This is a genomic window from Gellertiella sp. DMC107 (assembly GCF_056313605.1).
The window spans coordinates 305,114-327,835 of record NZ_JBQUZZ010000004.1; the positions used below are offsets into that span (position 1 = coordinate 305,114).

Sequence of the window (22,722 nt, forward strand, 5' to 3'; positions counted from 1 at the left end):
TTCGCTCGGTTTGATGTGTCATGCTAAGGAAGGCTACTCGATATAGCCCGTCCCCGCGGAGGTCAAAGATTATCGTGAAATTTGCAGGCTACAATGTCCAGTACGGCGTGGGTCTCGACGGTCGCTACGATCTCGAGCGCATTGCCGATGCCGTCAGGGACGCAGATATAATCGCTCTCCAGGAAGTCACGCGCAACTTCGCCCGCAATGGATATGACGACATGGTGGCGGGACTCGAAGCGCGCCTTCCGCGCCATTTCAGCGCCTTTCATGCGCCCGTGGACATCCTTCTGAACATGGAGGAACGCGATGGGCGGCTGATTCAGCACCGGCTGCAGTTCGGCAACATGATCTTTTCCCGCCATCCGATCCTGTCCGTTCGTGGATTGATGTTGCCGCGCAGCCGGACCTACGAGCGGCTGAACCTTCAACGCTCCGCACTCGAAGCAATCATTCTCGCTCCCTCCGGTCCGATCCGCGTCTACTCCGTCCATCTTGACCATGTTTCTCCAGAAGAGCGCCTGCTGCAGATTGCATGCCTGAAACGCTGGTTGACTGACGTACCGGGCGAGGGTGTGGCCGTCACGGGGGCCGCAGAAATGGGGATGGCCGACACGCCCGCACCGGAAGACTATGTCGTCCTCGGAGATTTCAACCTCCAGCCCGAAACGCCGGAATATGAAAGCCTGTTCGGCGCAAAAGACCCCTTCTACGGCCGCGTCCCCCGCCGGACCTTGCCCGTCGATGCCCATGCATTTCTCGGGCAAAGGCCATCCGGCAGCTACAGTTGGGAAGGCCCGGCAGGCGAGACAGAGCGGCTTTGGCTCGACTACGCCCTTGTCAGTGCAAGCCTCGCCGGCCGGCTGAAAACCGCGTTCGTTGACAATAGCGTTCGCGGCTCCGATCATTTTCCGCTGTTCATGGAGCTGGCCTGACAGGCCAGCTCCCGTTTCCTCACGGGAGGGGTGAAAGATCAGCCGGATCGAGCCGCAACTCGATCAGTGTCTTCATCGCCACGCGCGCTTGGCAAAATACCTCGCGGCAGCCGGTAACCTTGAAACCCAGGCGCGAAAGAAGCGCGAAGGAGGCTGGGTTGTCGGTCAGCACCGAGGCAAGCAAAGGCTCCCCGCTTTGCTGAGCAAAGAAGGCCTCCACCACGGTCCGCACGGCTTCGCTGGCGTAGCGGCGCCCCCAGAACTGCGGGGCGAGCCAGTAGCCGAGCGTCCAGTGACCGCCCATCTTCTCCACGGTCACCATGCCGGCCAGCAGGTCGGTCTGGGTAATGGCCAGCGTCCAGCCGGGCTGGACACCGCATGCGCGGGGCAACAGCCATTCCAACGCATCCTGCCTGTCATAGGGAAAGGGCAGCGAAGGCAGCATTCGCGCAACCGAGAAGCGGTTCAGACTGTCGGCAATCGCCTCTGCATCTTCCAGCAAAGGCGGCCTCAGCCTCAACCGGGGCGTCTCGAGCGGATCCAGCCAGGGCAGCGAAAAGCCACCCGGGCATTCCTGGAAGGTACGGGGGGCGATCATCGTGCTCCTCCCCACGTCCGCAACGATATCCAGGTCTTGCGATCCAGCCGGAACCATTCCACAGGAACCATGGCGCCCAGCGCCTGGCAAGGAACCATTCCCGTGCCCTGGAACTGGAAACCGCACTTCTGGATCACCCGACGCGAGCCGACATTTGTCACCCGGCAGCGGGCGTCGATGAACTGTATGTCCATCCGGGTGCGGAACACCATGTCGATCAGCACCTGGGCCGCTTCCGTCATATAACCGCGATTCCAGTGCGGCTCGCCCAACCAGTAGCCGATTTCCACCGTGGAATCGTCGACGGGTTCGATCCCGCAACAACCGACAAAATGACCGTTCTCGCCGAGCGTAATGGCATAGACGCATTTGCCGATCACGCCCGCTTTCGCGCGTCGCACGAAATCGGCGGCGTCGTTTGCCGTGTAGGGATGCGGCATACGGGAGACCATGGTGGCGACGTTGGCATTATTGGCGAGATGGGCAAGGGCGTCGATGTCGTCCGTGTGGGGCGCGCGCAGAACGAGCCGCTCCGAAAGCAGGACGGGGCAATCGGTCCTTGGCCTGTCTGGCCGCAACCGCTCTTCGGGGGACCGGGATGGTCCCTCCCTCAACATCAGGTCTTGCATGGTCATGTCCTCCTTGGGGCAAGAAAAAAGGGAGATGGGGCTGGCGCCTCATCTCCCTTTTCGGAGGACTGAACCTTGGTTCCAAGTTCAGCCGGGTCGATGAGACGCCGGCTGCTTGTTGCTTCCGGCTTTATTCCGCAGCTTCCGCTTTCGGCATTACAGACACGTACACGCGGCCATTGGCCTTCGTACGGTAGTTCACGTTACCGGCCGTAAGGGCAAAAATCGTGTAGTCCTTGCCGAGGCCAACGTTCTGGCCCGGATGCCACTGGGTGCCACGCTGGCGAACGATGATGTTGCCAGCAACGACGGCTTCGCCGCCGAACTTCTTTACGCCAAGGCGCTTGGATTCAGAATCGCGACCGTTGCGCGAAGAACCGCCAGCTTTTTTGTGTGCCATGGGATATCTCCTTCTGTGTGCTCAGGTGCGATGGATTACTTGCCAGCCACGATGTCCGTGATACGGACGACCGTGTGATGCTGGCGATGGCCGCGCGAGCGCTTGGAATTCTGGCGGCGGCGCTTCTTGAAGGCGATGACCTTCTTGCCGCGGGTCTGCTCGACCACTTCGGCAACAACCTTGGCGCCAGCCACGAAGGGCGCACCAATGGCTGCATCGGCGCCTTCGCCAACAACCAGAACTTCGGTGAATTCTACAGATGCACCGGCATCGGCTTCCAGCTTTTCGATGGTCAGCACGTCGTTGGCTGCCACGCGGTACTGCTTGCCGCCGGTTTTGATGACTGCGAACATTTTTTATCCTTTCATGTCCGTTCCGGCTCTTCGGCATACGCCGCGGCCGTCTTTTTGCCAGTCGGTTTGGAGGCGGTGCGTCTATCTGGGCTGCGCCGCCGGTGAAACCCCGCAAACGAGCAGGGGCAATGCGGAACCCACCAGGGGGCTTTTGCATCGCGTGCCCAATTACGTGGAGGCGTCTATCCTGTCAAGGCAAAAGCGACAGTGGCGTGAAGATAAGCCCTTGCAAGGGAAGAATTTCGCCGCTATGTAGCACCCCGCGTCGATACGGCGCCAACCAGTGTTGCGGAGAAGTGGCAGAGTGGTTGAATGCACCGCACTCGAAATGCGGCATACCTGCAAGGGTATCGGGGGTTCAAATCCCTCCTTCTCCGCCATTCTTTTCCTGTTTTGAATTCGGGTGCGGGCCGTTTGAAGGTCCATGGACTTCCATGGTCCCGCGCGACGCAGGAAGTCCGGGCGGGCTGTCCATCCTCGGCGAAACCACCTCCGATCGATCCTGTCGCGCGTGGATCCTCATCCTTACGTGAGGGACGGGAAAGTGTGGCTGGTTTCTGCGCGGGTGAATTGCTCAAGGGACATGTTATCCAGTATTTCGGAAACGGCGTCTCGAACGATGGTCATCGACAAGCGCACCTGACAGCTCTCCGGGTCAGAGCAATCATCACAGGGTTGATAGGCGGTTCGGCTGGCGCAAAGGATGGGCGCGAGCGGTCCATCCAGTGCGCGAATGGCTTCGCCGATGCGAATGTCTGACGCCGCCTTGGCGAGGCTGTAACCGCCGCCCGCCCCCTTCTTCGATCTCAGGATGCCGTTGTTGCGGAGTTCCAGCAGGATCGCATCCAGAAATTTTTTCGGAATGTTGTTTCGGAGAGCAATATCGGCGACCACGCTGCTTTCCCCCGGCTTGAGTTGCGCCAGATGCACCAGCGCCTTCAAGCCGTACTTCCCCTTCTTTGTCAGCATCGATCCGTTACCCCGCGACTTTCACGCATTATAGCGACCCGCACCCTCAACTCTATAGGCATTCCCCTGACAAGCCCTCCCTCCGTGAAATCGTCCCGCCTGAACAGGTGACGGGGAGTTCGAGCAATACTTATAGATTCCGTCTATAAATTTGATTATTTTATTCAATTTATATATTTCTTAACACTTGTAACCCACCTTTTCCGCACAGTCCTTCATCGCGGCACAGGTATGAGGAAATGCCATGCGCAGACCGTCCATAAAAATGACCCTGATCTCCATCCTTCTCCTCATCGGCTGTTCGGTGGCGGGGTCGAGCCTCCTGACATTGAAGGGAACCCGGGATCTCTATGGAGCGACGCGGGATCTAACGAGCCATTGGGTTCCCGGCGTCAGAACCGCCTCTCGCCTGCAAACGGATTTTCTGATGCTGCGGCTCGCGCTTTCCAGAGCCATCCTGGCCTCGAAAGCGGCCGGGCTTCTGGGGCAGGACAACATCCTGAAAAACGCCGTATCGAATGTGAAGACGGGCATCGAGGCAATCCGAGCCTTGCCGGGGGCCGCCCAGCAGACCGAGATCCTGGAGAAGATAGAAAACCAGTTCGGTGCCTATGCCGCGTCCGCCACGACGGTGATGGAACAGGTCAAGCGGGGACAGAAGGACCAGGCGACGGAAACGTTCAATCGGGTCCTGACCCCACAGGGCGCTCAACTCATGGAACTGCTTCAGCAATTGGTTGATACCAATATGGCCGGAACGGCCGAGGCAGGTATCGAGGCCGAAAGGGTCTACGCGCTCGTCCAGACGATTGCGATGGCGCTCGGTGGCGTGGTTCTCTCCATCGTGATAGCCGCCGCCCTTTTCTCCGTGCGCGGAATCGCCAATCCGATCGTTGCCATCACCAGGAGCATGGATGAGCTTGCCGGGGGCAATACGGCCGTTCAGGTTGGCTATGCCACCCGCGGAGACGAGATCGGCCATATGGCTGCAGCCGTGGAGGTGTTCCGCAACGCTGCCATCCGGAACGGGCATCTGGAAGCGGAAGCGGCCATCCAGCGCGAAAGGGCTGAGGCCGACCGGAAGGCGGTCGCGCTACGGGCGGAGGAAGAAGCAAGAGACCGATTGCAGGAAGCGACCCGGGGATTGGCCGATGGCCTCGCCCGTCTGGCGACCGGCGATCTCGCTTTTCAGCTGGATGAACCTTTCGCCGAGGAGTTCGAACGCCTGCGTCTGGACTTCAACAGTTCCGTGCGGCAGCTGGGAGAAACGATGATTGCCGTTTCGCGCAGCGTAGGCTCCATCGATGCAGGCTCCCGGGAAATGTCGGATGCCGCACTTGACCTGTCCCGGCGTACGGAAAAACAGGCGGCTTCGATTGAAGAGGCCGCCGCGGCTCTCGATCAGATTACGGCAAATGTCGTGTCCGCGTCCCAGCGAACCGAACAGGCACGCCAGCTCGCAAGCGACGCCAATGGGGCGGCACGGTCGTCGGCAAACGTGGTCACACAGGCCGTGGATGCCATGCATCGAATTGAACGCTCGTCGGCGCAGATCACCAACATCATCGCGGTGATCGACGAAATCGCCTTTCAGACAAATCTCCTCGCTTTGAATGCCGGTGTCGAAGCGGCCCGTGCAGGGGATGCGGGCAAAGGCTTTGCCGTTGTCGCGCAGGAGGTGCGGGAACTCGCTCAACGGGCTGCCGGCGCTGCGAAGGAGATCAAGACCTTGATCCGAGGCTCGACGGCCGAGGTGGATAGCGGTGTTCGCCTCGTCTCGGAAACAGGAAAATCCCTCGGAGTCATCGAAACCTTCGTGGCCGACATTCATCGCCACCTGGATGCCATCACCATCTCCGCACGCGAACAGTCAGAGGGGCTTCTGGCAGTCAGCCAGGCCGTCAACCACCTCGACCAGTCCACCCAGCAAAACGCGGCCATGGTCGAACAATCCACCGCCTCCGCCGGGCAGTTGGCCGGGGAAGCCGAGGCTCTGTCCTCTCTTGTCTCGCAGTTTCGCGCCGTGACGTCGGAAGCCGAGATCACCCACCGGCCCTTGAGGCGCACTGGGTGAGAAGGGTCGGTGCAGAACGACCCTGCCCTCCGCTCGCGTTCTCGATCTGAAATAAAATTCGTGTTCCAATAAATATTTCAATCCGTCTTGACGGATACCTCCCGGCGCCGCTATAACGCCGTCATGCAATAAATATCCTATAACGAAATTTATTGCATTTCAGATGACTCGCGCTCCTGGGAGGGGATGATGTTGATTAAGCTTTTGAAAGCTGCCGGCCTGTCGATCGCCGTTGCCGCAACAACCTTGGCCGTGCCGGCCAAGGCAGCAGGAAAATTCGCCTGCGAACCGGGTGAAACCTATGTGATGAATGTGATGGTCTCGGCACATCCCTATTGGGTGCCGGTCTTCGAAGGCTTCAAGCAGGCCGCCAAGGCGCTCGGCTGCGAAGCCGTGTTTTCCGGAACGCCCGACTACGACATCACCAAGCAGATCGCATCCTTCGAGCAGGACATGGTGAAAAAGCCGAAGGGCATCCTTCTCCATCCCATGCAGGCCGATCCCTTCATCGAGCCGATCAACAAGGCGATCGACGGCGGCATTTCTGTCACGACCTTCGCGGCGGACTCCCCGAAGTCCAAGCGCACCGCCTATATCACCTCGGACAACGTGGCCGAGGCGAAATTCGCGGCGGAAGAAATCGTCAAGCAGCTCGGCGAGACCGGCGAATATGCCGTGCTTGAAAATCCCGGCCAGAGCAATCACGACCTGCGCGTCACCGCCCTCGTCGACTATATGGGCAAGGCCCATCCGGGCATGAAGCTGGTCGGCCGTCAGGCGACGAACCAGGATTCCAACGCCGCCTATCAGGCGACGCTGGCGATGCTGCAGGCCAATCCCAATCTCGGCGCGCTGTGGATTCCGGAAGCGGGTTCGGCCGAAGGGGCCGTGTCCGCCGTACTGGAAGCCAAGAAGAAGGTGCTGATCATCCATGCGGATATCACCCCCACCACGCTCGAGCACATCAAGGCCGGCAATATCCATATGGCCATCAACCCGAACCAGGGTGTGCAGGGCTTCATGGGCTTCATGAACACCTTCCTCGGCGCCCATCCCGACCTGATCGATCCGTTCAACGACTACAAGCTTTCGGGCTTCAACCCGATGCAGATCCCGTCGATGGACAATGGCTTTGCTGTCATCACCAAGGCCAATGCGGATGCCTTCGATCTGAACGCCTACATGAAGGGCCGCTGACCCCCCTGCGTCCTTTCATGATCCCGGCGGCTCTGGCCGCCGGGAAAACCGGCACCGCACCCATCGACCCGAGGGAGGAACCCCGATGAGCGATCCCATCCTGAAAATCACGGGCCTTCACAAATCCTTCGGTCCGGTCCAGGCGCTCAGAGGCGCCGAACTCGAACTTCGCCGCGGCGAGATCCACGCCCTTGCCGGGGAAAACGGCGCCGGCAAATCCACGCTGATGCACGCCATCGACGGCATCATCCAGCCGGATGCGGGCGAGATCCGGATCGATGGAAAGCCGGTTCGGATTGCCTCTCCCAATGCCGCGCATCGCCTTGGCATCGGCTTCGTGCACCAGGAAATCGCGCTCTGCGCGGATATTTCGGTCGCCGAAAACATGTTCATGAGCGAAACCAATTCCAGCGCCGCCCTGATGATGAATTATGCGGATCTCAACCGGCGGGCGCGCGAGATCCTGCGCGAACTCGGTGATATCGATCCGACAGCCCGGGCGGGCGACCTCTCCATTTCCCAGCAGCAGATCGTCGAGATCGCCAAGGCGCTGACGCTCGACTGCCGCATTCTCATTCTCGACGAGCCGACGGCGGCGCTCACCGAAGCCGAGGCGGAAATCTTGTTCCGCATCATGCATCGCCTGGCGGAACGGGGAATCGCCATCATCTATATCTCGCACCGCATGGCAGAAATCTTCGCCCATTGCGACCGCATCACCATCATGCGGGACGGCTGCCATATCCGGACCGCGGCCATTGCCGACATTTCCGGCGAAGAGGTGGTCAATGCCATGGTCGGGCGGGTCCTGAGCACGCTCTATCCGGCGAAGCAGGCCGAAGCGGAAAGGACCGGCGAGACGCTGCTGACGGTCCGCCGCCTCAATGCCGGCAAACGCGTCCGGGATGTCAGCTTCGATCTCCGCAAGGGAGAAATCCTCGGGCTTGCCGGGCTGATTGGCGCGGGCCGCAGCGAGATCGTCCGGGCCATCTGCCGGCTGGAAGGCCGGGCAAGCGGCGACATTGCCCTCAATGGCCGGACCCTTCGGCTCTCCGACTATCGCGACAGCATTCGCGAAGGCATCGTCTATCTTTCGGAAGACCGCAAGGGCGATGGCCTGTTCCTGACGCTGCCGATCGCCGCAAACATTTCTGCCCTCGATACGGGGCTCATCGCCAACCGGTTCGGCTTCATCCGCCGGCGGCAGGAGCGGGAGCGCGCCCGGGGGCTGGGCGCCCGCCTGAAGCTTCGCGCCAACAGCGTCGAGGATCCGGTCTCGACCCTGTCCGGCGGCAACCAGCAGAAGGTGGCGCTCGCCAAGATGCTCTCGGTCGATCCACGGGTGATCTTTCTCGACGAGCCGACCCGCGGCGTCGATGTGGGCGCCAAGGCGGAAATCCATCGCCAGCTGCGCGACCTCGCCCGCGAAGGCGTGGGCATCCTGGTGATCTCGTCCGAGCTGCCCGAGCTGATCGGGGTCAGCGATCGCATTCTCGTCGTCCGGGAGGGGCAGATCGCCGGCGAGGTGACGGGTGAAGACATGACAGAGGAGAAGATCATGCATCTCGCATCGATCGATCCGGGCCTTTTGGCGGCAAATTCCTGAGGAGGAGAGGACATGCTGGCGACAGAGACGCAAACCGCACCGGACCAGGGCAGGGGCCGCATGCCCGCCTGGCTTGAATCGGCGCTGAAGGCCCGCGAAACCGGACTTCTTCTGATCATTCTTGCGCTTTTCTGCGTGATGTCGGTGATCTCGCCCTACTTCCTGACGGTCGAGAACATCCGCGCCATGGCCATGGCCTTTGCGGTGGAAAGCATCGTGGTGGTCGGCATGACCATCCTGCTGATCTCGGGCGGCATCGATCTTTCGGTCGGCTCGGTCACGGCGCTGGCGATGGTGGTGGCGGGATGGCTGTTTCTCCAGGGCGTCGACCCCTGGATGGCGGCGGCGCTTGCCATCGGGCTGACCACAGCGGTCGGCATGGCCATGGGCTTTCTGGTCACCGTGGTCGGCCTGCACCACTTCATCGTCTCGCTGGGCGTGATGGTGATTGCCCGCGGGGTCTGCCTGCTGGCGACGGGTGGCCGTCCGCTGGGGCTCTTCTCGCTGCCGCCGGAATTCAAGTTCATCGGCCAGGGCACGCTGTTCAATATTCCGCTGGTGCTGGTCATCTTCGCCGTCGTGGTTTTCGTGTTCGATCTTCTGCTGCGCCGCACCACCGCTTTCCGGAAGGTCTTCTATACCGGCTCCAATCCCAAGGCGGCAGCCTATTCGGGAATCCGCGTCGGCCGGGTGGTCTTTGCCACCACGACACTCTGCTCCACGCTCTGCGGCTTCGCAGGCATCATCTACATGGCCCGCTTCGGTTCTGCGCAGCCAAGCTTCGGGATCGGCATGGAGCTCAACGTGATCGCCGCAGCGGTGATCGGCGGCGCCAGCCTCTCCGGCGGATCGGGAACGATCTTCGGCGCCATCCTCGGGGCTGTGCTTCTCTCGGTGGTTTCCAGTTCTCTCGCCTTGCTCAACGTATCGGTTTACTGGCAGGACATTATTCGCGGCAGCATCCTGCTCGGGGCGGTCCTTTTCGACCACTACCTCGTCAGGCGCCGCCGGTGATCAGGCCAACCAGAACGAAGGTGTCAGGGAAGATGTTGGACATCAGGGACGATTTCGATCAGCAGAGGCAGATGTATTCGGTGCTCGTGCTGCATTTCATCGAAGGGATGAAGCAGTCCGAAATCGCCGAGCGGCTGAACCTCTCCCATTCGAAGGTGAACCGCCTGATCGCCACCGGGCGAAAGGCCGGCATGGTGAAGATCGCCATTTCCAGCCCCTATCAGCGGCTGGTGGATATGGAAGGCGATCTTTCCCGCCAGTTCGGGCTTGCCCAGTCAATCGTCACGCCGACGGTATCCGACAATCCGGAAACCACGCTGCAGATGGTGGGCCGCATGGCGGCGGTGCATCTTCTCGAAACGATCCGCGATGGCGATGTCATCGCCATCACCGGCGGCAAGGCCGTCAGCGCCGTGGTGGACAATCTGGAAGCCGATCGCCGCTTCGACGTGCGCATCGTGCCGCTGACCGGCGGGGTCCAGGGCAAGCACTATACGGACGTGAACCACCTCGCCACCCAGCTCGCCGAAAAGCTCGGCGGCACCGCCTCGCTGGTGCACGCACCGCTCTTTGCAGAAGATCGCGACCAGCGCGACCTGCTGATGAATGTTGCCTCCATCCGGGACGTGTTCGATCTCGCGCGGTCTGCGACCGTGGCACTGGTCGGCGTCGGATCCATCGAGGCGCCGGGATCCGGTTACTTCGACCTGTTGCCCGACCAGGCCAGAGGCGGTCTTTCGAGCACCGGCAAGGGGCTGGCGGGCGAATTTCTGGCCCATCTGCTGAGCGCCGAAGGGCGTGTGGCGGATATCGATCTGAACTCCCGCGTCGTGGCGCTAGAGCCGGGAGAGCTTTCCCATTGCAAGACCATCATCGGTGTCGCGGCCGGCGTGCTCAAGGCGCGTCCCGTGGCGGCGACCCTCAGGGGCTCCTATCTCACCTCGCTTGTGGTGGATGAGGCGGTCGCCCGGGCGGTCATGGACGAATTCGGAGGACGACAGGAATGAACGGCAAGGACGTGATCACCCGCCCGATCGGTAACAGCGGCATCGAGGCTTCCGTCGTGGGGCTCGGTACCTGGGCCATCGGCGGCTGGATGTGGGGCGGAACCGACGAGGCGCAATCCATCGCCGCAATCCAGGCCTCCATGGATGAGGGCATTTCCCTGATCGACACCGCACCCGCCTATGGGATGGGCCTTGCGGAAACCATTGTCGGCAAGGCCCTTCGTGGCCGGCGCGACAAGGCGGTCCTTGTCACCAAATGCGGGCTGGTCTGGCATACGGACCGGGGCAACTACTTCTTTCACCAGGATGGCAAACCGGTCCATCGCCATCTCGGTGCGGCCTCGATCATCCATGAGGTCGAGGAAAGCCTGCGGCGGCTCGGCACCGATTATATCGATCACTACGTGACCCATTGGCAGGATCCGACAACCCCGGTTTCCGAAACCATGGCGGCACTGGAGCGGTTGAAGGCACAGGGCAAGATCCGCTCCATCGGGGCCAGCAATGTCTCGCCCGAGGATCTCGACGCCTATATCGTCTGCGGTGGCCTGGACGCCATCCAGGAGGAATATTCCATGGTGCAGCGCCGCATCGAGGACAGTCTTCTCGGACCCAGCATGGAGCAGGGCATATCGGTGCTCAGCTATTCCTCGCTGGCGCTTGGCCTCCTGTCCGGCCGGATGGGTCCGGAGCGGAAGTTCTCCGGCGACGACCAGCGCCGGGACAATCCCCGCTTCAGCCTTGCCAACCGGGAAAAGGTGGCGCGGCTGATGGACGAGATCCGCCCCCTCGCGGCCCGCTGCGGCGCCACCGTGCCGCAGCTCGTCATCGCCTGGACTGTCTCGCGACCCGGCATCACCTTCTCCCTCTGCGGTGCGCGCGATCCCGCGCAGGCCCGGGAAAACGCCGCCTCCGCCCGCCTGAGGCTTTCCGAAGAGGATAATGCGGCGATCACCGCCGCAGTCGGGCGCCATCTCGTCGATCTCGACGGCTAGTACCCGCCGGACCGCTTCAAACCATAGCCAGAAACCTACGTGAACGCCGGTGCCGAGCCGGCGATGGGGATTGCCATGCCCTCTTACCGGGAAAATGCCATAGGTCGCATCCGTCAGGACGGGGATTTCGACGTGCTGGTCGTCGGCGGCGGCATCAATGGCATCGCCACCTATCGCGACCTGGCCCTGCAGGGCCTGCGGGTGCTGCTCGTGGAGCGGCAGGATTTCGCCTCCGGCTGCAGCGCCGCCCCGTCGCGGATGATCCACGGTGGATTGCGATACCTGGAAAATGGCGAATTCTCGCTGGTGGCGGAATCGCTCAAGGAGCGGGATGCGCTTCTGAAGCTCGCACCGCACATGGTGCACCCCCTGCCCACGACCATCCCGATCCTCTCCACCTTCAGCGGTCTCTTCAATGCCGCGGCATCCTTTGCCGGTTCCGGGGGGCAGCCGACCCGGAGAGGGGCGGTTGCCATCAAGGTTGGTCTGTCGCTCTATGATTTCGTCACCCGCCGCAGCCGGCTCATGCCCCGCCATGTCTTTCGCGGCAGGCAGGAGACGCTCGCCGTGTGGCCCGACCTGACGGGTGCGATCACCTGCTCGGCCACCTATCACGATGCCTGGATCAGCCATCCGGAGCGGCTGGCGCTCGAACTGATCCTCGATACGGAAAAGGATGCGCCGCAGGCGATTGCGCTCAATTATGCGGAGATCCGCCGCCAGGACGGCGCCCTCGAACTGACCGGCGAGGGCATCGACGCACCGCTTTGCGTGCGGCCCCGCGTGATCGTCAACGCAACCGGCGCCTGGATCGATACTACGGCCGCATCGCTCTCGGGACGGACGGGTGCACAGACACGCCTCGTTTCCGGCACCAAGGGCTCGCATCTCATCATCGACAACGCCCGCCTGCATGATGCGCTGAAGGGTCACATGATTTTCTTCGAGAATGCGGATAACCGCGTCTGCATCCTCTTCCCCTATCTCGGCCGGGTTCTTGCCGGCTCCACCGATATCAAGATCGACCAGCCGCGCCGGGTGCGCTGCGAACCGGAAGAGCGGGATTACATTCTGGAAGCCGTCCAGTCGGTCTTTCCCGGCATTCCGCTGAAGACCGAGGATATCGTCTTCTCCTTCAGCGGCATTCGCCCGCTGCCGGTCAGCGATGCCGCCTTTACCGGTCGCATCTCGCGGAGCCATTTCGTGCACCGCATGGAGGGGGACATTCCCCAGCTCTGCATGGTGGGCGGCAAATGGACGACCTTTCGCGCCTTTGCCGAGCAGGCGACCGACGAGGCCCTGCAACTGCTCGGTCGAAGCCGCGTCGGCGCGACGGACAGCCGGGCGATCGGCGGGGGGCGCAACTTCCCCGGCGACGTGGAGACGCTCGCCCGCCTTCTCGGCCGTGAACACGGCATCAGCGATGCCAGGGCTCGGCATGTGGCGGAGGCCTATGGCACGCTCGGCTTCGATCTTCTCGCCTTCGCGGCGACCCGGTCCGACGACCGGCCGCTTCATCCCGGCCTCGACATCACAGCCGCCGAAATCGCCTGGATCATCCGCCGGGAGCGGGTGATCGCGCTTGCCGACATCGTGCTGAGGCGCACCACGCTCGCCATCTCCGGCCGCATCGATCTCGATCTCATCGATGCCATCAGGGATGTCGCCGCCCGCGAACTCGGCTGGTCGGGAAGCCGGGCCGCCACCGAGAAGGCGGCCCTTCTTGATGAACTCGAACATTTCCACGGGGTCAGCCCCGCCCGTCTTCAAACACGCAGCAAGGAATTATGCCCATGATCCGTCTGTCACCCAAAGCCCGCATGAACCGTCTGTTCCGGAACGGACGCTGCCTCGATGTCGCCATCGATCACGGTGTCTGCAATGAACCGAGCTTCCTGATCGGTCTGGAAGACATGGCCGGTGTCGTCGGCCGCCTTGCCGAAGCCCGTCCCGATGCGATCCAGATGGCCTATGGCCAGGCCGACCTGCTCCAGTCCCGCCCCGAGCGCGACAAGCCGGCTCTGGTGATGCGCATCGACATGGGCAACCCATACAATGACCGCCGCCACCGCGTGATGTGGTCGCAGCTGCAGAATGACGAAGCCCCGATCATCGGTGCGCTGGAAATGGACGCGGCCTGCGTGGTGGTCAACCTCTTCATGGTGCCCGACGAGCCGGAGCTGTTCCGTCAATGCGTGGAAAACATCAGCCGCGTGCGCGCCGATTGCCACCGGTTCGGCATGCCGCTGATGATCGAGCCCCTGGTGATGCTGCCCAACGACGTGCGCGGCGGTTATCAGGTGGATGGCGATGCCGAAAAGATCGTGACGCTGGTGCGTCTCGCCTCCGAAATGGGCGCGGACATCATCAAGGCCGATCCGACGAGCAATCCGGACGATTTTCACCGGGTCGTCGAGGCGGCCCGCTGCCCGGTTCTGGTGCGCGGCGGCGGCAAGGAAGATCTCCGTACCGTGCTTTCCAAATCCGCGGCCTTGATGCAGCAGGGCGCTCACGGCATGGTCTATGGCCGCAACATCTATCAGCACGACAATCCGAAGGCGGTCGTCGCGGCGCTGATGGCGATCATTCATGACGGGGCAACCGGTGAAGAAGCGTGGGAGATCTACAATCGTGGCCAGTGAAGACAGATATCTCCTCGGCCTCGATGCGGGAAACACCGTCATCAAGGCGGTGCTGTTCGACCGCGAGGGCCGGCAGATCGCATCCCATGCCATTGACGGCCACTCCGCCTATCCGGAGCCCGGACAGGTGGAGCGGAACCTCGGCGAGCTCTGGGAGAACGGATGCGAGGCGATCCGCGTGCTGCTGCACCGTTCGGGCGTTTCTCCCTCCGCCATTCTGGGCATCGGCTGCGCCGGCCACGGAAACGGGCTCTACCTGCTCGATCACGATCGCAAGCCACTTCTCGGCATCCAGTCCCTCGACAGCCGGGCGGCGGGGCTTGCGGCGGAGATCGACCGGGAAAACGGCGAGGCCCTGCAGGCGCGCTGCCACCAGCGGCCCTGGCCGTCCCAGACACCGACCCTGCTCGCCTGGATCAAGCGCCACAGACCGGACATCTACCGGCAGACCGGCGCGGTGCTGTTCTGCAAGGATTATGTGAACTTCCGCCTGACGGGACGGCTCGCCAGCGATATTTCCGACCTGAGCGGTGCAGGCCTCTACGCCTTCGATCAGGAGGGGCCGGACAGGGCTCTCCTCGAACTCTACGGCCTCGGCGAGGCCCTGCCGCTGTTCCAGCCTGCCGTCGATCCCTGCGATATCGTCGGTCGGGTGACGCGCGAGGCGGCTTCCCTGACGGGCCTGCACGAGGGAACGCCCGTGATCGGCGGTTTCTTCGATGTGGTGTCGAGCGCCATGGGCTCGGGCGTGTGCCGTCCGGGTGAGGCGTCGATCATCGTCGGTACCTGGAGCATCAATCAGGTCTTCGCCGACAGGCCCGCGGGCGATCCGGCCATCTTCATGGCCTCCACCTTCGGGCCGGGCCGCCACATCAACATCGAGTCCAGCGCCACCTCCGCCGCCAATCTCGAATGGTATGTGCACCGGGTGATCGGCAGCCACGATCCGCAGGCCTTCGAGCGCTGCAACCGGGCGGTCGAAGCGGTGGAGCCGCGGAGCGACGATCCGCTGTTTCATCCCTACCTCTTCGGTTCACGGCTGGGTGCGGAATTCCGGGGCGGCTACTACGGGCTCGCGGGCTGGCACGGGGAGGGACATCTGCTGCGCGCGATCTTCGAAGGCGTGGCCTTCGAGCATCGCCGGCATGTGGAGGTCCTGAAGAATGCAGGGCTCGCGGTCGACAGCGCCGTCATGTCGGGCGGCGGCTCGCGCAGTCCCGTCTGGCCGCAGATCATGGCGGATGTGCTCTCCATGCCCATCCGGGTTGCCGAGGCGCGGGAAACCGGGGCGCTTGGCGCGGCAATCGGCGCGGGTGTGGCGGCTGGCCTTTTCCCCGGGCTGGAGGAGGGTGTCGACCGCATGACCCGGGTTGTCAGGGAATACCGGCCGGATCCCGCCATGAGCGCCCATTTCGAGCGGCGTTACCGGCTTTTCCTGGATCTTGCCGACCGCATGAAAGGTTTCTGGGAGGAGCTTCAGCGGCCCTGAGGGCTCCCCCAACCTCCCCTCTTTCTCTCCGGCGCATCCGCGCCTGCCAAACCAAGGACTCTCCGATGCCCGACCGGAAAAAGCTCGACGGCCATTACGACTATATCATCATCGGTGCAGGCACGGCCGGTTGCGTTCTCGCAGCCCGGTTGACGGAGGATCCTTCCGTCAAAGTGCTACTGCTTGAGGCGGGCGGCTCCGATCTCTACCACTGGGTCCAGATCCCTGTCGGTTATCTGTACTGCATCGGCAATCCACGCACCGACTGGATGATGCGCACCGCCGAGGAGCCCGGCCTCAACGGTCGGAGCCTCGCCTATCCGCGCGGAAAAGTGCTGGGTGGGTGCACTTCCGTGAATGGAATGATCTATATGCGCGGCCAGGCAGCGGATTATGATGGCTGGCGAGACCTGGGCAATGCGGGGTGGGGCTGGTCCGATGTGCTTCCCTATTTCATGAAGTCCGAAGATCATCATGGGGGCGCCAGCGGACTTCACGGTGTCGGCGGCGCCTGGAAAGTCTCCCGACAGAGGCTGCGCTGGCCGATCCTCGAAGCGGTGCAGGAAGGCGCGCGGGAACTGGGAATAGAGCCCCGGGCAGATTTCAACGATGGCAACAATGAAGGCTCGGGCTTCTTCGAAGTGAACCAGCACAAGGGTATTCGCTGGAACACGGCCCGTGGCTTTCTTCGCCCGGCATTGAAGAGACCCAACCTCCGGCTGATCAAGAATGCGCTCGTGGAGCATCTGATCCTGGATGCGGACCGCATTTCCGGCGTGGCCTTCAGGCAGGGTGCGGAAACCCTGTCTGCCATGGCAGCCGGAGAGGTTCTTCTGGCGGCAGGCGCGATCAATTCCCCGAAGATCCTGGAGCTCTCGGGCATCGGCAACGGGGCGCTTTTGTCTTCTCTCGGTATTGGCGTACACCATGACAAACCGGCAGTCGGCGAGAACCTGCAGGACCATTTGCAGATCCGCACGGTTTTCCGTGTGGGAAATGCCGTAACCCTGAACCAGCTTGCAAACAGTCTTGTCGGCAAGATGCGCATTGCCGCTCAATATGCCTTTTCCCGAAGCGGCCCGATGTCCATGGCCCCCAGCCAGTTCGGCATGTTCACCCGGTCAAGCCCCGAGGTGGAAACGCCCGATATCGAATATCATGTGCAACCGCTTTCAACGGATCGTCTGGGGGATCCGCTGCATCCGTTCCCGGCCATAACCGTTTCTGTCTGCCAATTGCGCCCAACCAGCGTGGGCACCTGTCACATCACGGAGAAAGACGCCCTTCTGCAGCCGGCGATCAGGCCGAATTACCTGTCGACCGACCATGACCGCGCCGTTGCCGTTGCAGCGATCCGTCAGGCGCGAGCCGTGATGCAAAGCCGGCGCCTGGCGCCGCATCGTCCGGAAGAGATCCTGCCGGGATCGGAATTTCAAAGCGACACCGATTTGATCCGCAAGGCCGGCGACATCGCGACAACCATCTTCCACCCCGTCGGCACATGCAGGATGGGCACCGACAACATTGCCGTGGTCGACCCGCGCCTTCGCTTCCGCGGTCTGCGGGGCTTAAGGATCGTTGACGCGTCGATCATGCCGAAAATCGTTTCCGGAAACACGGCGTCTCCCGTCGTCATGATCGCGGAGAAGGCTGCCGACATGATTGTCGAAGATCGCAGAGAAGCGCGGATGGCACGGGCGTAAACGCCGAATTAATCGCTGCGGATTTCGCGGAGCGTGGAAGAGCCAGGAAGGACAACGATCACTGTAAAGTGATTAGTCGGATTAAATACTGAAACGTTCACAAAATGTGAACAGTATGTCTTCGCCGATTCAGGGCGCTCTCACAGGCTCGTGAACGGAACGGCCGGGTCGTCATCTTGTTGTAAAATATTACCATATGTACCGTCCGCTCCATTCGAAATGCGAAGGAGTAACGCCGCTTGATCCAGAACATGATCCTCTGGACCGCCCTTGTCCCCCTCATTTTGGGCGTTTGTCTGGGCCTGGCGAGCCGCCATTCAGGAGCGGGTCGCATGGTCGCCGGTGCGCTGCTTCTCGCCGCGGCCCTGGTTGTTGTGATCTTCGTCGAGGGAAGCCCTGTCTTCCCGCCGGTTGCCGGCAAACAGAAGCTGCCTTTTGCCTTGGCAGCCCTTTCGGTTGTGTTTCTGCTGCTAGGCTTCAGGCGGTCCCCCGCAAGCCGTCTCGGTTTCGCAGGGCGGGTCCTGGCCCTTGCAGGGCTCCCCGCTTTCTGGATCGGATATCGCATCCTGGCGGCCGCGCCGGCAAAGGCTCTCGTCGTGCTGGCTATCCTCATTTTCTTTGCCTTCATCGGTTCGGCATGGCGGACAACAGAGGGCTCGCCACGGACCGGCGCGGGTTCGCCTGTCATTGCCCTGCTTTTCGTCATGAGCGCCAATGCGGTGGTTTCGGTCACGGGCGGATATATTGGAATGGCACAGATTTCCGGTTCGCTTGCCGCCCTGACCGGCGGCTGGCTGCTGGTCGCCTACGCGGCCTATCTCCGGGGAGAAGACAGCGCATTGACGCCCGATGCGCCTTTGCTTCTCGCCTGGCTGGTGCTGTCCGCCCTGGCCCTGATCGTCACGATGCTTTTTGCACCTTCCGTCAATCTGATGGCCCTCGGACTTGCCGCGCTTCCCCTCGCCGTATCGGCATGGATCTCGACCGATGGCGAAAGGTTTGGCGGGCTGCCGCGTGCGCTCAAACCGGTGATCGGCGGCCTTCTGGCAGCGCTGCCAGCCCTCGCCGCCATTCTGGTCGCTCCGCTTGTCTGACCTTTTGCTCTTTCCCACCATCCTCACTCATGGAGAAAAACGGATGAAATTTGCCCTCCTCACCGGCGCCGTGTCGGCCCTTCTTCTCGCCACGCCGGTTCTTGCCGCCGATTCCTATGCCATCGACCCCACCCATGCCTGGGTAGGCTTCAAGACCAACCATGCGGGCTGGTCCAACGCCCACGGGATTTTCAAGACGGTGTCCGGTTCGATTTCCTTCGACAAGGACGACGTCACCAAAAGCAGCGTCGAGATTACCCTGGATGCGGGCAGCATCGACACCAACGACGCCAAGCGTGACGAGCACCTGAAGAGCCCTGACTTCTTCAATGCGGCTGAATTCCCCCAGATTACCTTCAAGAGCACCGCCATCGAAAAGACCGGCGACAAGACCGCAAAGGTGACCGGCGATCTCACCATAGTCGGGACCACCAAGCCGGTGACCCTCGACGTGACGTTCAATGCCGAAGCTCCGCTTCCCTGGGATGCTTCTGTGGTGAAAACCGGCTTTTCCGCGACCGGAAAATTCAGCGGCCCGGATTTCGGACTGGCGAAAATGACGGAGTTCGGCCTTGGACCGGACGTCAACCTCGATATCGATGTGGAAGCAATCAAGCAGTAAGATTAGCGGAAACCAAGCTTTTGCGAAGGGCGGGCCTCAGGTCCGCCCTTCGTGTTTGCACGGATCGGCGGACGCCGTCGTCAGACAGCGTGGCCTGCCGCGCTTTGATGGGATGCCCCACATGCGGCGGAAACGGAGAAGCGGTGTTGACAAGATTGTATGAAACTGCAAACTATAGATGTCAGACGACTAACAAGTATTCTTGGGAGGGAAGGATGAGGACTTTAGTCAGTTTCCTGGCGGCAGTGGCCGTGACCGCTATTGCCACCACGGCTTCAGCCGGAGAGACGCTCGACCGCGTGATGGAAAAGAAGGCTCTGGTTGTCGCAACCAACAGCGGCTGGCCGCCCCAGAGTTATCTCGACGACAATAACGAAATGGTGGGTTTCGACATTGATGTCTCGCGTGAGATCGGCAAGAGGCTCGGCGTGGACGTCAGTTTCGAGACTCCCGACTGGGCCACGTTGACCGGCGGCCACTGGCAGGGGCGCTACGATCTTGGAGTCGGCTCCGTAACGCCAACCAAGGCGCGTGCCCAGGTCATCGATTTTGCTGGCATCTACTATTACAGCCCCTACGTCTACGTCGTGCACAAGGACAGCAAGGCGAAGGGGGTCGAAGACCTGAAGGGGAAAGTCATCGGTGTGGAGACCGCGACCACGTCAGAAGATTTCGTTCGCCGCCAGTTGCAGATCGATGCGCCCGGTCTTCCGCCGGTCGAGTACAAGCTCGAACCCGGGGAAATCCGGACATTTGCCGATTCGATGCTGCCTTTCGACGATCTGCGCCTCGGTGACGGCGTGCGTGTCGATGCCGTCATCGCACCGGAGCAGACCGCTCAAAACGCGATCAAGAACGGATACCCGCTTCGCATTCTGGAAGGTGGATATGCCTTCCGCGAACCGCTGGTCGTCATTGCGGAAAAGGGCGATGCGGAATGGACGGCAAAAGTCGGAGCCATCATTGCCGACATGAAGAAGGACGGCACGCTCGCAAGCCTGACCACCAAATGGTACGGCAAGGATTATAGTGCCGACTGAAGCTCCCGGGCGGCGGGATCTTCAAAGGGTCGCGCCGCCCGCCTTCAAAGCATAGGGAGCCTCCATGCGCTATCCAGACACCTATTATTCCCGCACGCGGGCTGAAACGACCGGGCGCCCCGCCCTGTCCGGACGTCATGATTGCGACACGGTCGTGATCGGCGGCGGGCTCGCCGGCCTGACGACCGCGCTCGAACTCGCGAGAGGCGGGCAATCCGTGATCCTGCTCGAACAGGAAAGCTTGGGCTTCGGCGCTTCGGGCCGTAACGGTGGATTCGTCAGCCCCGGCTACTCCACAGGCAACGAGGAAATTGCGGCAAGGGCAGGCCCCGAGGCCGCCGCGGCCCTTCATCGTCTCTCGATCGAAGGTATGGACTATGTGCGCAGCACCATCGACCGCCTGAACATCGCCGGCGCGCGACCGCGTCTCGGGATCATGAGTGTTCTGCGCTATGACGACGGTGACGGGCTGAAGGCCTATGCCGATAAGATGGCCCGCGATTATGACTATCCGCTGGACTATCTGGAGACGGACGATGTGCGCGCCCGCTTGCGCTCTCGCCGCTATTTTCAGGCGCTACGCGACGGGCATGCCTTCCACATGCATCCCCTCAATTATCTCCGCGGCATCGCGGCGGAGATGGAGCGGCTCGGCGGCCGGATCTTCGAAGGGTCGCCCGCAACGGCTTGCCAGCTCGACGCGCCGGAAAAGATCGTCAGCACCGCCGCGGGCTCGGTCCGGGCCCGCCACGTCGTCTTCACCACGGGAGGCTATACGGGTCATCTGAATAGCCGGCTAAGGCGCTCCATGTTGCCGATCGCGACCTATGTCATGCTGACAGAAGAAGCGCCGGATCTCATTTCCAAGGTGATCGCAACGGGCGATGCCGTCGGCGACAATCGCCGCGCTGGGGATTACTACCGTCTCGTCGAGGATGGGAAACGCATCCTGTGGGGCGGACGCATCACAACCAGAGCCGCATCACCGGAGGCGCTCGCCGCGGAGCTGCGGCGCGAAATGGTCGGTACCTATCCCGAACTCGCAGCCCTCAGGACGGAGCTCGCCTGGTCCGGCCTGATGGCTTACGCCCGTCACCTCATGCCCCAGATCGGCGAGCAGCAGCCGGGCGTGTGGCATTGTACCGCTTTCGGCGGACATGGACTGAACACCACGGCGATCGGCGGCAAGCTCGTCGCGGAAGCCATTCTCGGTCAATCTGACCGCTACCGCCTGTTCAAGCCTTTCGGACTGGTCTGGGCTGGCGGCGTGGCCGGGCTTGCCACGGCGCAACTCACCTACTGGACATTACAGGTGCAGGACTGGTGGCGCGAACGCGCCGCCTGATCCTGACCGGGGGACCCCATACATGCTCGGACGACTGATCCTCACCTACCCCAAGGCCAGCCAGCGTGTCGGTGCTTGCCTTCTGCTGGGCTTTCTCGCCGGCCTGTTCTATTCCATCGGCATCAGCGCGGCCTGGCTCGGCTATCTGTTTCCTGGCGCAACGATCTGGCTTGCAGATCACCCGCGGACAGCTACGGCGCTTTCCGCGGTAGCCATCACGCTGCTCCTGCTCGCAAACTGGCGGGCGTTCCGGCTTCTGCCCCGGCGTCAGCAGGTGGTGGCCGTATGGATCGAGCTCTTCGTCTTGCTGATGCTCTTCTTTTACTCCTTCAACCTCTCCTTCGCATTCATTGCGAAGAAGATTGGCTTTCTGATCTCCCAAGGCGTCGTCACCACGCTCTATATTTCGGCAATTTCGATTATCCTCGCCACGGGCATAGCCCTCGCCGGCGCCATGGCGAAATTGTCGAAGAACGGTGTGATCTATGGGCTGGCCACCTTCTACACCTCGCTGTTCCGGGGGCTGCCGCTGCTCATGCAGATCTACATCATATATTTGGGCCTGCCCCAGATCGGCTATGTGATCAGTGCGGTTCCGGCCGGCATTCTGGCGCTGTCGCTTTGTTACGGTGCCTATATGACGGAGATTTTTCGCGCTGGAATCGAAAGTATTCCTCGCGGCCAGACGGAAGGGGCAACCGCGCTGGGCCTGAGCCCCAACCAGACCATGTTTCTCGTCATCCTGCCGCAGGCCATGCGCGTCATCATCCCGCCGACGGGCAACCAGTTCATTGCGATGCTGAAGGATTCCTCCCTGGTATCGGTGGTCGGGGTCTGGGAAATCATGTACCTCGCCCGCACTCAGGGCCAGACCGAGTTTCGCCATATCGAAATGTTGATCACCGCATCGATGATCTACTGGATCCTCTCGATCGCGCTGGAATTCATACAGTCGCGCATCGAAGAGCGCTTCGGCCGCTTCAACGCGCGCTGAGCCCGACCCTGCTTCA

At 62.0% G+C, this 22,722-nt stretch carries 21 protein-coding genes and 1 tRNA gene; 17 read left to right on the forward strand and 5 right to left on the reverse strand.

Annotated features, from left to right (window positions below):
* The first annotated feature begins 74 nt into the window (after positions 1-74).
* Positions 75-935: an endonuclease/exonuclease/phosphatase family protein gene (locus ACT54B_RS15285; protein WP_476045982.1), complete on the forward strand. Its 861-nt coding sequence runs from the start codon at positions 75-77 to the stop codon at positions 933-935.
* A 19-nt stretch (positions 936-954) separates the two neighbouring features.
* Here ACT54B_RS15285 and ACT54B_RS15290 read toward each other — a convergent pair whose 3' ends face one another.
* The 4 genes from ACT54B_RS15290 to rplU form a co-directional block, all read right to left on the reverse strand.
* Positions 955-1,533 carry a GNAT family N-acetyltransferase gene (locus ACT54B_RS15290; protein WP_476045984.1) on the reverse strand — a complete coding sequence of 193 codons (579 nt, stop codon included), beginning with the start codon at positions 1,531-1,533 and terminating at the stop codon, positions 955-957.
* Positions 1,530-2,162 (reverse strand): GNAT family N-acetyltransferase, encoded by a 633-nt coding sequence (locus ACT54B_RS15295; RefSeq protein WP_476046238.1) that lies wholly within the window; start codon positions 2,160-2,162, stop codon positions 1,530-1,532. Before ACT54B_RS15295 ends, ACT54B_RS15290 begins: the two co-directional genes overlap by 4 nt.
* Before the next feature lie 130 nt (positions 2,163-2,292).
* Positions 2,293-2,562, reverse strand: coding sequence for a 50S ribosomal protein L27 (rpmA, locus tag ACT54B_RS15300; protein WP_476045986.1), 270 nt, complete (start codon positions 2,560-2,562; stop codon positions 2,293-2,295).
* 35 nt (positions 2,563-2,597) lie between these two features.
* The gene (rplU, locus tag ACT54B_RS15305; protein ID WP_476045987.1) at positions 2,598-2,915 is read right to left on the reverse strand and encodes a 50S ribosomal protein L21; all 318 of its coding nucleotides are present in this window, start codon (positions 2,913-2,915) and stop codon (positions 2,598-2,600) included.
* Positions 2,916-3,205: 290 nt separating this feature from the next.
* On the opposite strand from rplU, the gene ACT54B_RS15310 reads away from it, so the two are divergent.
* Positions 3,206-3,295 (forward strand) — tRNA-Ser (locus tag ACT54B_RS15310).
* 145 nt (positions 3,296-3,440) lie between these two features.
* Here ACT54B_RS15310 and ACT54B_RS15315 read toward each other — a convergent pair.
* A complete protein-coding gene (locus ACT54B_RS15315; RefSeq protein ID WP_476045989.1) occupies positions 3,441-3,884 on the reverse strand; it encodes an RrF2 family transcriptional regulator in 444 nt (147 codons plus the stop codon).
* A gap of 244 nt (positions 3,885-4,128) precedes the next feature.
* On the opposite strand from ACT54B_RS15315, the gene ACT54B_RS15320 reads away from it, so the two are divergent.
* The 15 genes from ACT54B_RS15320 to ACT54B_RS15390 all read left to right on the forward strand — a co-directional run bounded on the left by ACT54B_RS15320 (position 4,129) and on the right by ACT54B_RS15390 (position 22,706).
* Entirely contained in the window at positions 4,129-5,958 is a 1,830-nt protein-coding gene (locus tag ACT54B_RS15320; RefSeq protein ID WP_476045990.1) for a HAMP domain-containing methyl-accepting chemotaxis protein, read from the forward strand.
* Between the two features lie 189 nt (positions 5,959-6,147).
* Complete coding sequence (locus tag ACT54B_RS15325) at positions 6,148-7,155, forward strand: substrate-binding domain-containing protein (protein WP_476045992.1); 1,008 nt, start codon at positions 6,148-6,150, stop codon at positions 7,153-7,155.
* Between the two features lie 85 nt (positions 7,156-7,240).
* Positions 7,241-8,761: a sugar ABC transporter ATP-binding protein gene (locus ACT54B_RS15330; RefSeq protein WP_476045994.1), complete on the forward strand. Its 1,521-nt coding sequence runs from the start codon at positions 7,241-7,243 to the stop codon at positions 8,759-8,761.
* 12 nt (positions 8,762-8,773) lie between these two features.
* The gene (locus tag ACT54B_RS15335; RefSeq protein WP_476045995.1) at positions 8,774-9,775 is read left to right on the forward strand and encodes an ABC transporter permease; all 1,002 of its coding nucleotides are present in this window, start codon (positions 8,774-8,776) and stop codon (positions 9,773-9,775) included.
* 32 nt (positions 9,776-9,807) lie between these two features.
* Positions 9,808-10,782: a sugar-binding transcriptional regulator gene (locus tag ACT54B_RS15340; protein ID WP_476045996.1), complete on the forward strand. Its 975-nt coding sequence runs from the start codon at positions 9,808-9,810 to the stop codon at positions 10,780-10,782.
* Entirely contained in the window at positions 10,779-11,777 is a 999-nt protein-coding gene (locus ACT54B_RS15345; protein WP_476045997.1) for an aldo/keto reductase, read from the forward strand. The genes ACT54B_RS15340 and ACT54B_RS15345 overlap by 4 nt, the downstream gene beginning before the upstream one ends.
* 75 nt (positions 11,778-11,852) lie before the next feature.
* Positions 11,853-13,574 (forward strand): glycerol-3-phosphate dehydrogenase/oxidase, encoded by a 1,722-nt coding sequence (locus ACT54B_RS15350; RefSeq protein ID WP_476046239.1) that lies wholly within the window; start codon positions 11,853-11,855, stop codon positions 13,572-13,574.
* On the forward strand, positions 13,571-14,419 hold the full coding sequence (locus tag ACT54B_RS15355; RefSeq protein WP_476045998.1) for a class I fructose-bisphosphate aldolase: 849 nt from the start codon (positions 13,571-13,573) through the stop codon (positions 14,417-14,419). Before ACT54B_RS15350 ends, ACT54B_RS15355 begins: the two co-directional genes overlap by 4 nt.
* Complete coding sequence (locus ACT54B_RS15360) at positions 14,409-15,908, forward strand: FGGY-family carbohydrate kinase (RefSeq protein WP_476045999.1); 1,500 nt, start codon at positions 14,409-14,411, stop codon at positions 15,906-15,908. Before ACT54B_RS15355 ends, ACT54B_RS15360 begins: the two co-directional genes overlap by 11 nt.
* A gap of 65 nt (positions 15,909-15,973) precedes the next feature.
* Positions 15,974-17,611 carry a GMC family oxidoreductase gene (locus ACT54B_RS15365; protein ID WP_476046000.1) on the forward strand — a complete coding sequence of 546 codons (1,638 nt, stop codon included), beginning with the start codon at positions 15,974-15,976 and terminating at the stop codon, positions 17,609-17,611.
* Between the two features lie 332 nt (positions 17,612-17,943).
* On the forward strand, positions 17,944-18,705 hold the full coding sequence (locus ACT54B_RS15370) for a hypothetical protein (RefSeq protein ID WP_476046001.1): 762 nt from the start codon (positions 17,944-17,946) through the stop codon (positions 18,703-18,705).
* Between the two features lie 43 nt (positions 18,706-18,748).
* The gene (locus ACT54B_RS15375) at positions 18,749-19,327 is read left to right on the forward strand and encodes a YceI family protein (RefSeq protein ID WP_476046003.1); all 579 of its coding nucleotides are present in this window, start codon (positions 18,749-18,751) and stop codon (positions 19,325-19,327) included.
* 215 nt (positions 19,328-19,542) lie between these two features.
* On the forward strand, positions 19,543-20,367 hold the full coding sequence (locus ACT54B_RS15380; protein ID WP_476046004.1) for a transporter substrate-binding domain-containing protein: 825 nt from the start codon (positions 19,543-19,545) through the stop codon (positions 20,365-20,367).
* Between the two features lie 64 nt (positions 20,368-20,431).
* The gene (locus ACT54B_RS15385) at positions 20,432-21,712 is read left to right on the forward strand and encodes an NAD(P)/FAD-dependent oxidoreductase (protein WP_476046005.1); all 1,281 of its coding nucleotides are present in this window, start codon (positions 20,432-20,434) and stop codon (positions 21,710-21,712) included.
* Between the two features lie 22 nt (positions 21,713-21,734).
* The gene (locus tag ACT54B_RS15390) at positions 21,735-22,706 is read left to right on the forward strand and encodes an amino acid ABC transporter permease (protein ID WP_476046006.1); all 972 of its coding nucleotides are present in this window, start codon (positions 21,735-21,737) and stop codon (positions 22,704-22,706) included.
* Positions 22,707-22,722: the final 16 nt, after the last annotated feature.

Coding starts and splice junctions, on each gene's coding strand:
- ACT54B_RS15290 (WP_476045984.1), bottom strand. CDS start 1,533: ATGATCGCCCCCCGTACCTTCCAGGAATGCCCGGGTGGCTTTTCGCTG.
- ACT54B_RS15295 (WP_476046238.1), bottom strand. CDS start 2,162: ATGCAAGACCTGATGTTGAGGGAGGGACCATCCCGGTCCCCCGAAGAG.
- rpmA (WP_476045986.1), bottom strand. CDS start 2,562: ATGGCACACAAAAAAGCTGGCGGTTCTTCGCGCAACGGTCGCGATTCT.
- rplU (WP_476045987.1), bottom strand. CDS start 2,915: ATGTTCGCAGTCATCAAAACCGGCGGCAAGCAGTACCGCGTGGCAGCC.
- ACT54B_RS15315 (WP_476045989.1), bottom strand. CDS start 3,884: ATGCTGACAAAGAAGGGGAAGTACGGCTTGAAGGCGCTGGTGCATCTG.
- ACT54B_RS15320 (WP_476045990.1), top strand. CDS start 4,129: ATGCGCAGACCGTCCATAAAAATGACCCTGATCTCCATCCTTCTCCTC.
- ACT54B_RS15325 (WP_476045992.1), top strand. CDS start 6,148: ATGTTGATTAAGCTTTTGAAAGCTGCCGGCCTGTCGATCGCCGTTGCC.
- ACT54B_RS15330 (WP_476045994.1), top strand. CDS start 7,241: ATGAGCGATCCCATCCTGAAAATCACGGGCCTTCACAAATCCTTCGGT.
- ACT54B_RS15335 (WP_476045995.1), top strand. CDS start 8,774: ATGCTGGCGACAGAGACGCAAACCGCACCGGACCAGGGCAGGGGCCGC.
- ACT54B_RS15340 (WP_476045996.1), top strand. CDS start 9,808: ATGTTGGACATCAGGGACGATTTCGATCAGCAGAGGCAGATGTATTCG.
- ACT54B_RS15345 (WP_476045997.1), top strand. CDS start 10,779: ATGAACGGCAAGGACGTGATCACCCGCCCGATCGGTAACAGCGGCATC.
- ACT54B_RS15350 (WP_476046239.1), top strand. CDS start 11,853: ATGCCCTCTTACCGGGAAAATGCCATAGGTCGCATCCGTCAGGACGGG.
- ACT54B_RS15355 (WP_476045998.1), top strand. CDS start 13,571: ATGATCCGTCTGTCACCCAAAGCCCGCATGAACCGTCTGTTCCGGAAC.
- ACT54B_RS15365 (WP_476046000.1), top strand. CDS start 15,974: ATGCCCGACCGGAAAAAGCTCGACGGCCATTACGACTATATCATCATC.
- ACT54B_RS15370 (WP_476046001.1), top strand. CDS start 17,944: ATGGTCGCCGGTGCGCTGCTTCTCGCCGCGGCCCTGGTTGTTGTGATC.
- ACT54B_RS15375 (WP_476046003.1), top strand. CDS start 18,749: ATGAAATTTGCCCTCCTCACCGGCGCCGTGTCGGCCCTTCTTCTCGCC.
- ACT54B_RS15380 (WP_476046004.1), top strand. CDS start 19,543: ATGAGGACTTTAGTCAGTTTCCTGGCGGCAGTGGCCGTGACCGCTATT.
- ACT54B_RS15385 (WP_476046005.1), top strand. CDS start 20,432: ATGCGCTATCCAGACACCTATTATTCCCGCACGCGGGCTGAAACGACC.
- ACT54B_RS15390 (WP_476046006.1), top strand. CDS start 21,735: ATGCTCGGACGACTGATCCTCACCTACCCCAAGGCCAGCCAGCGTGTC.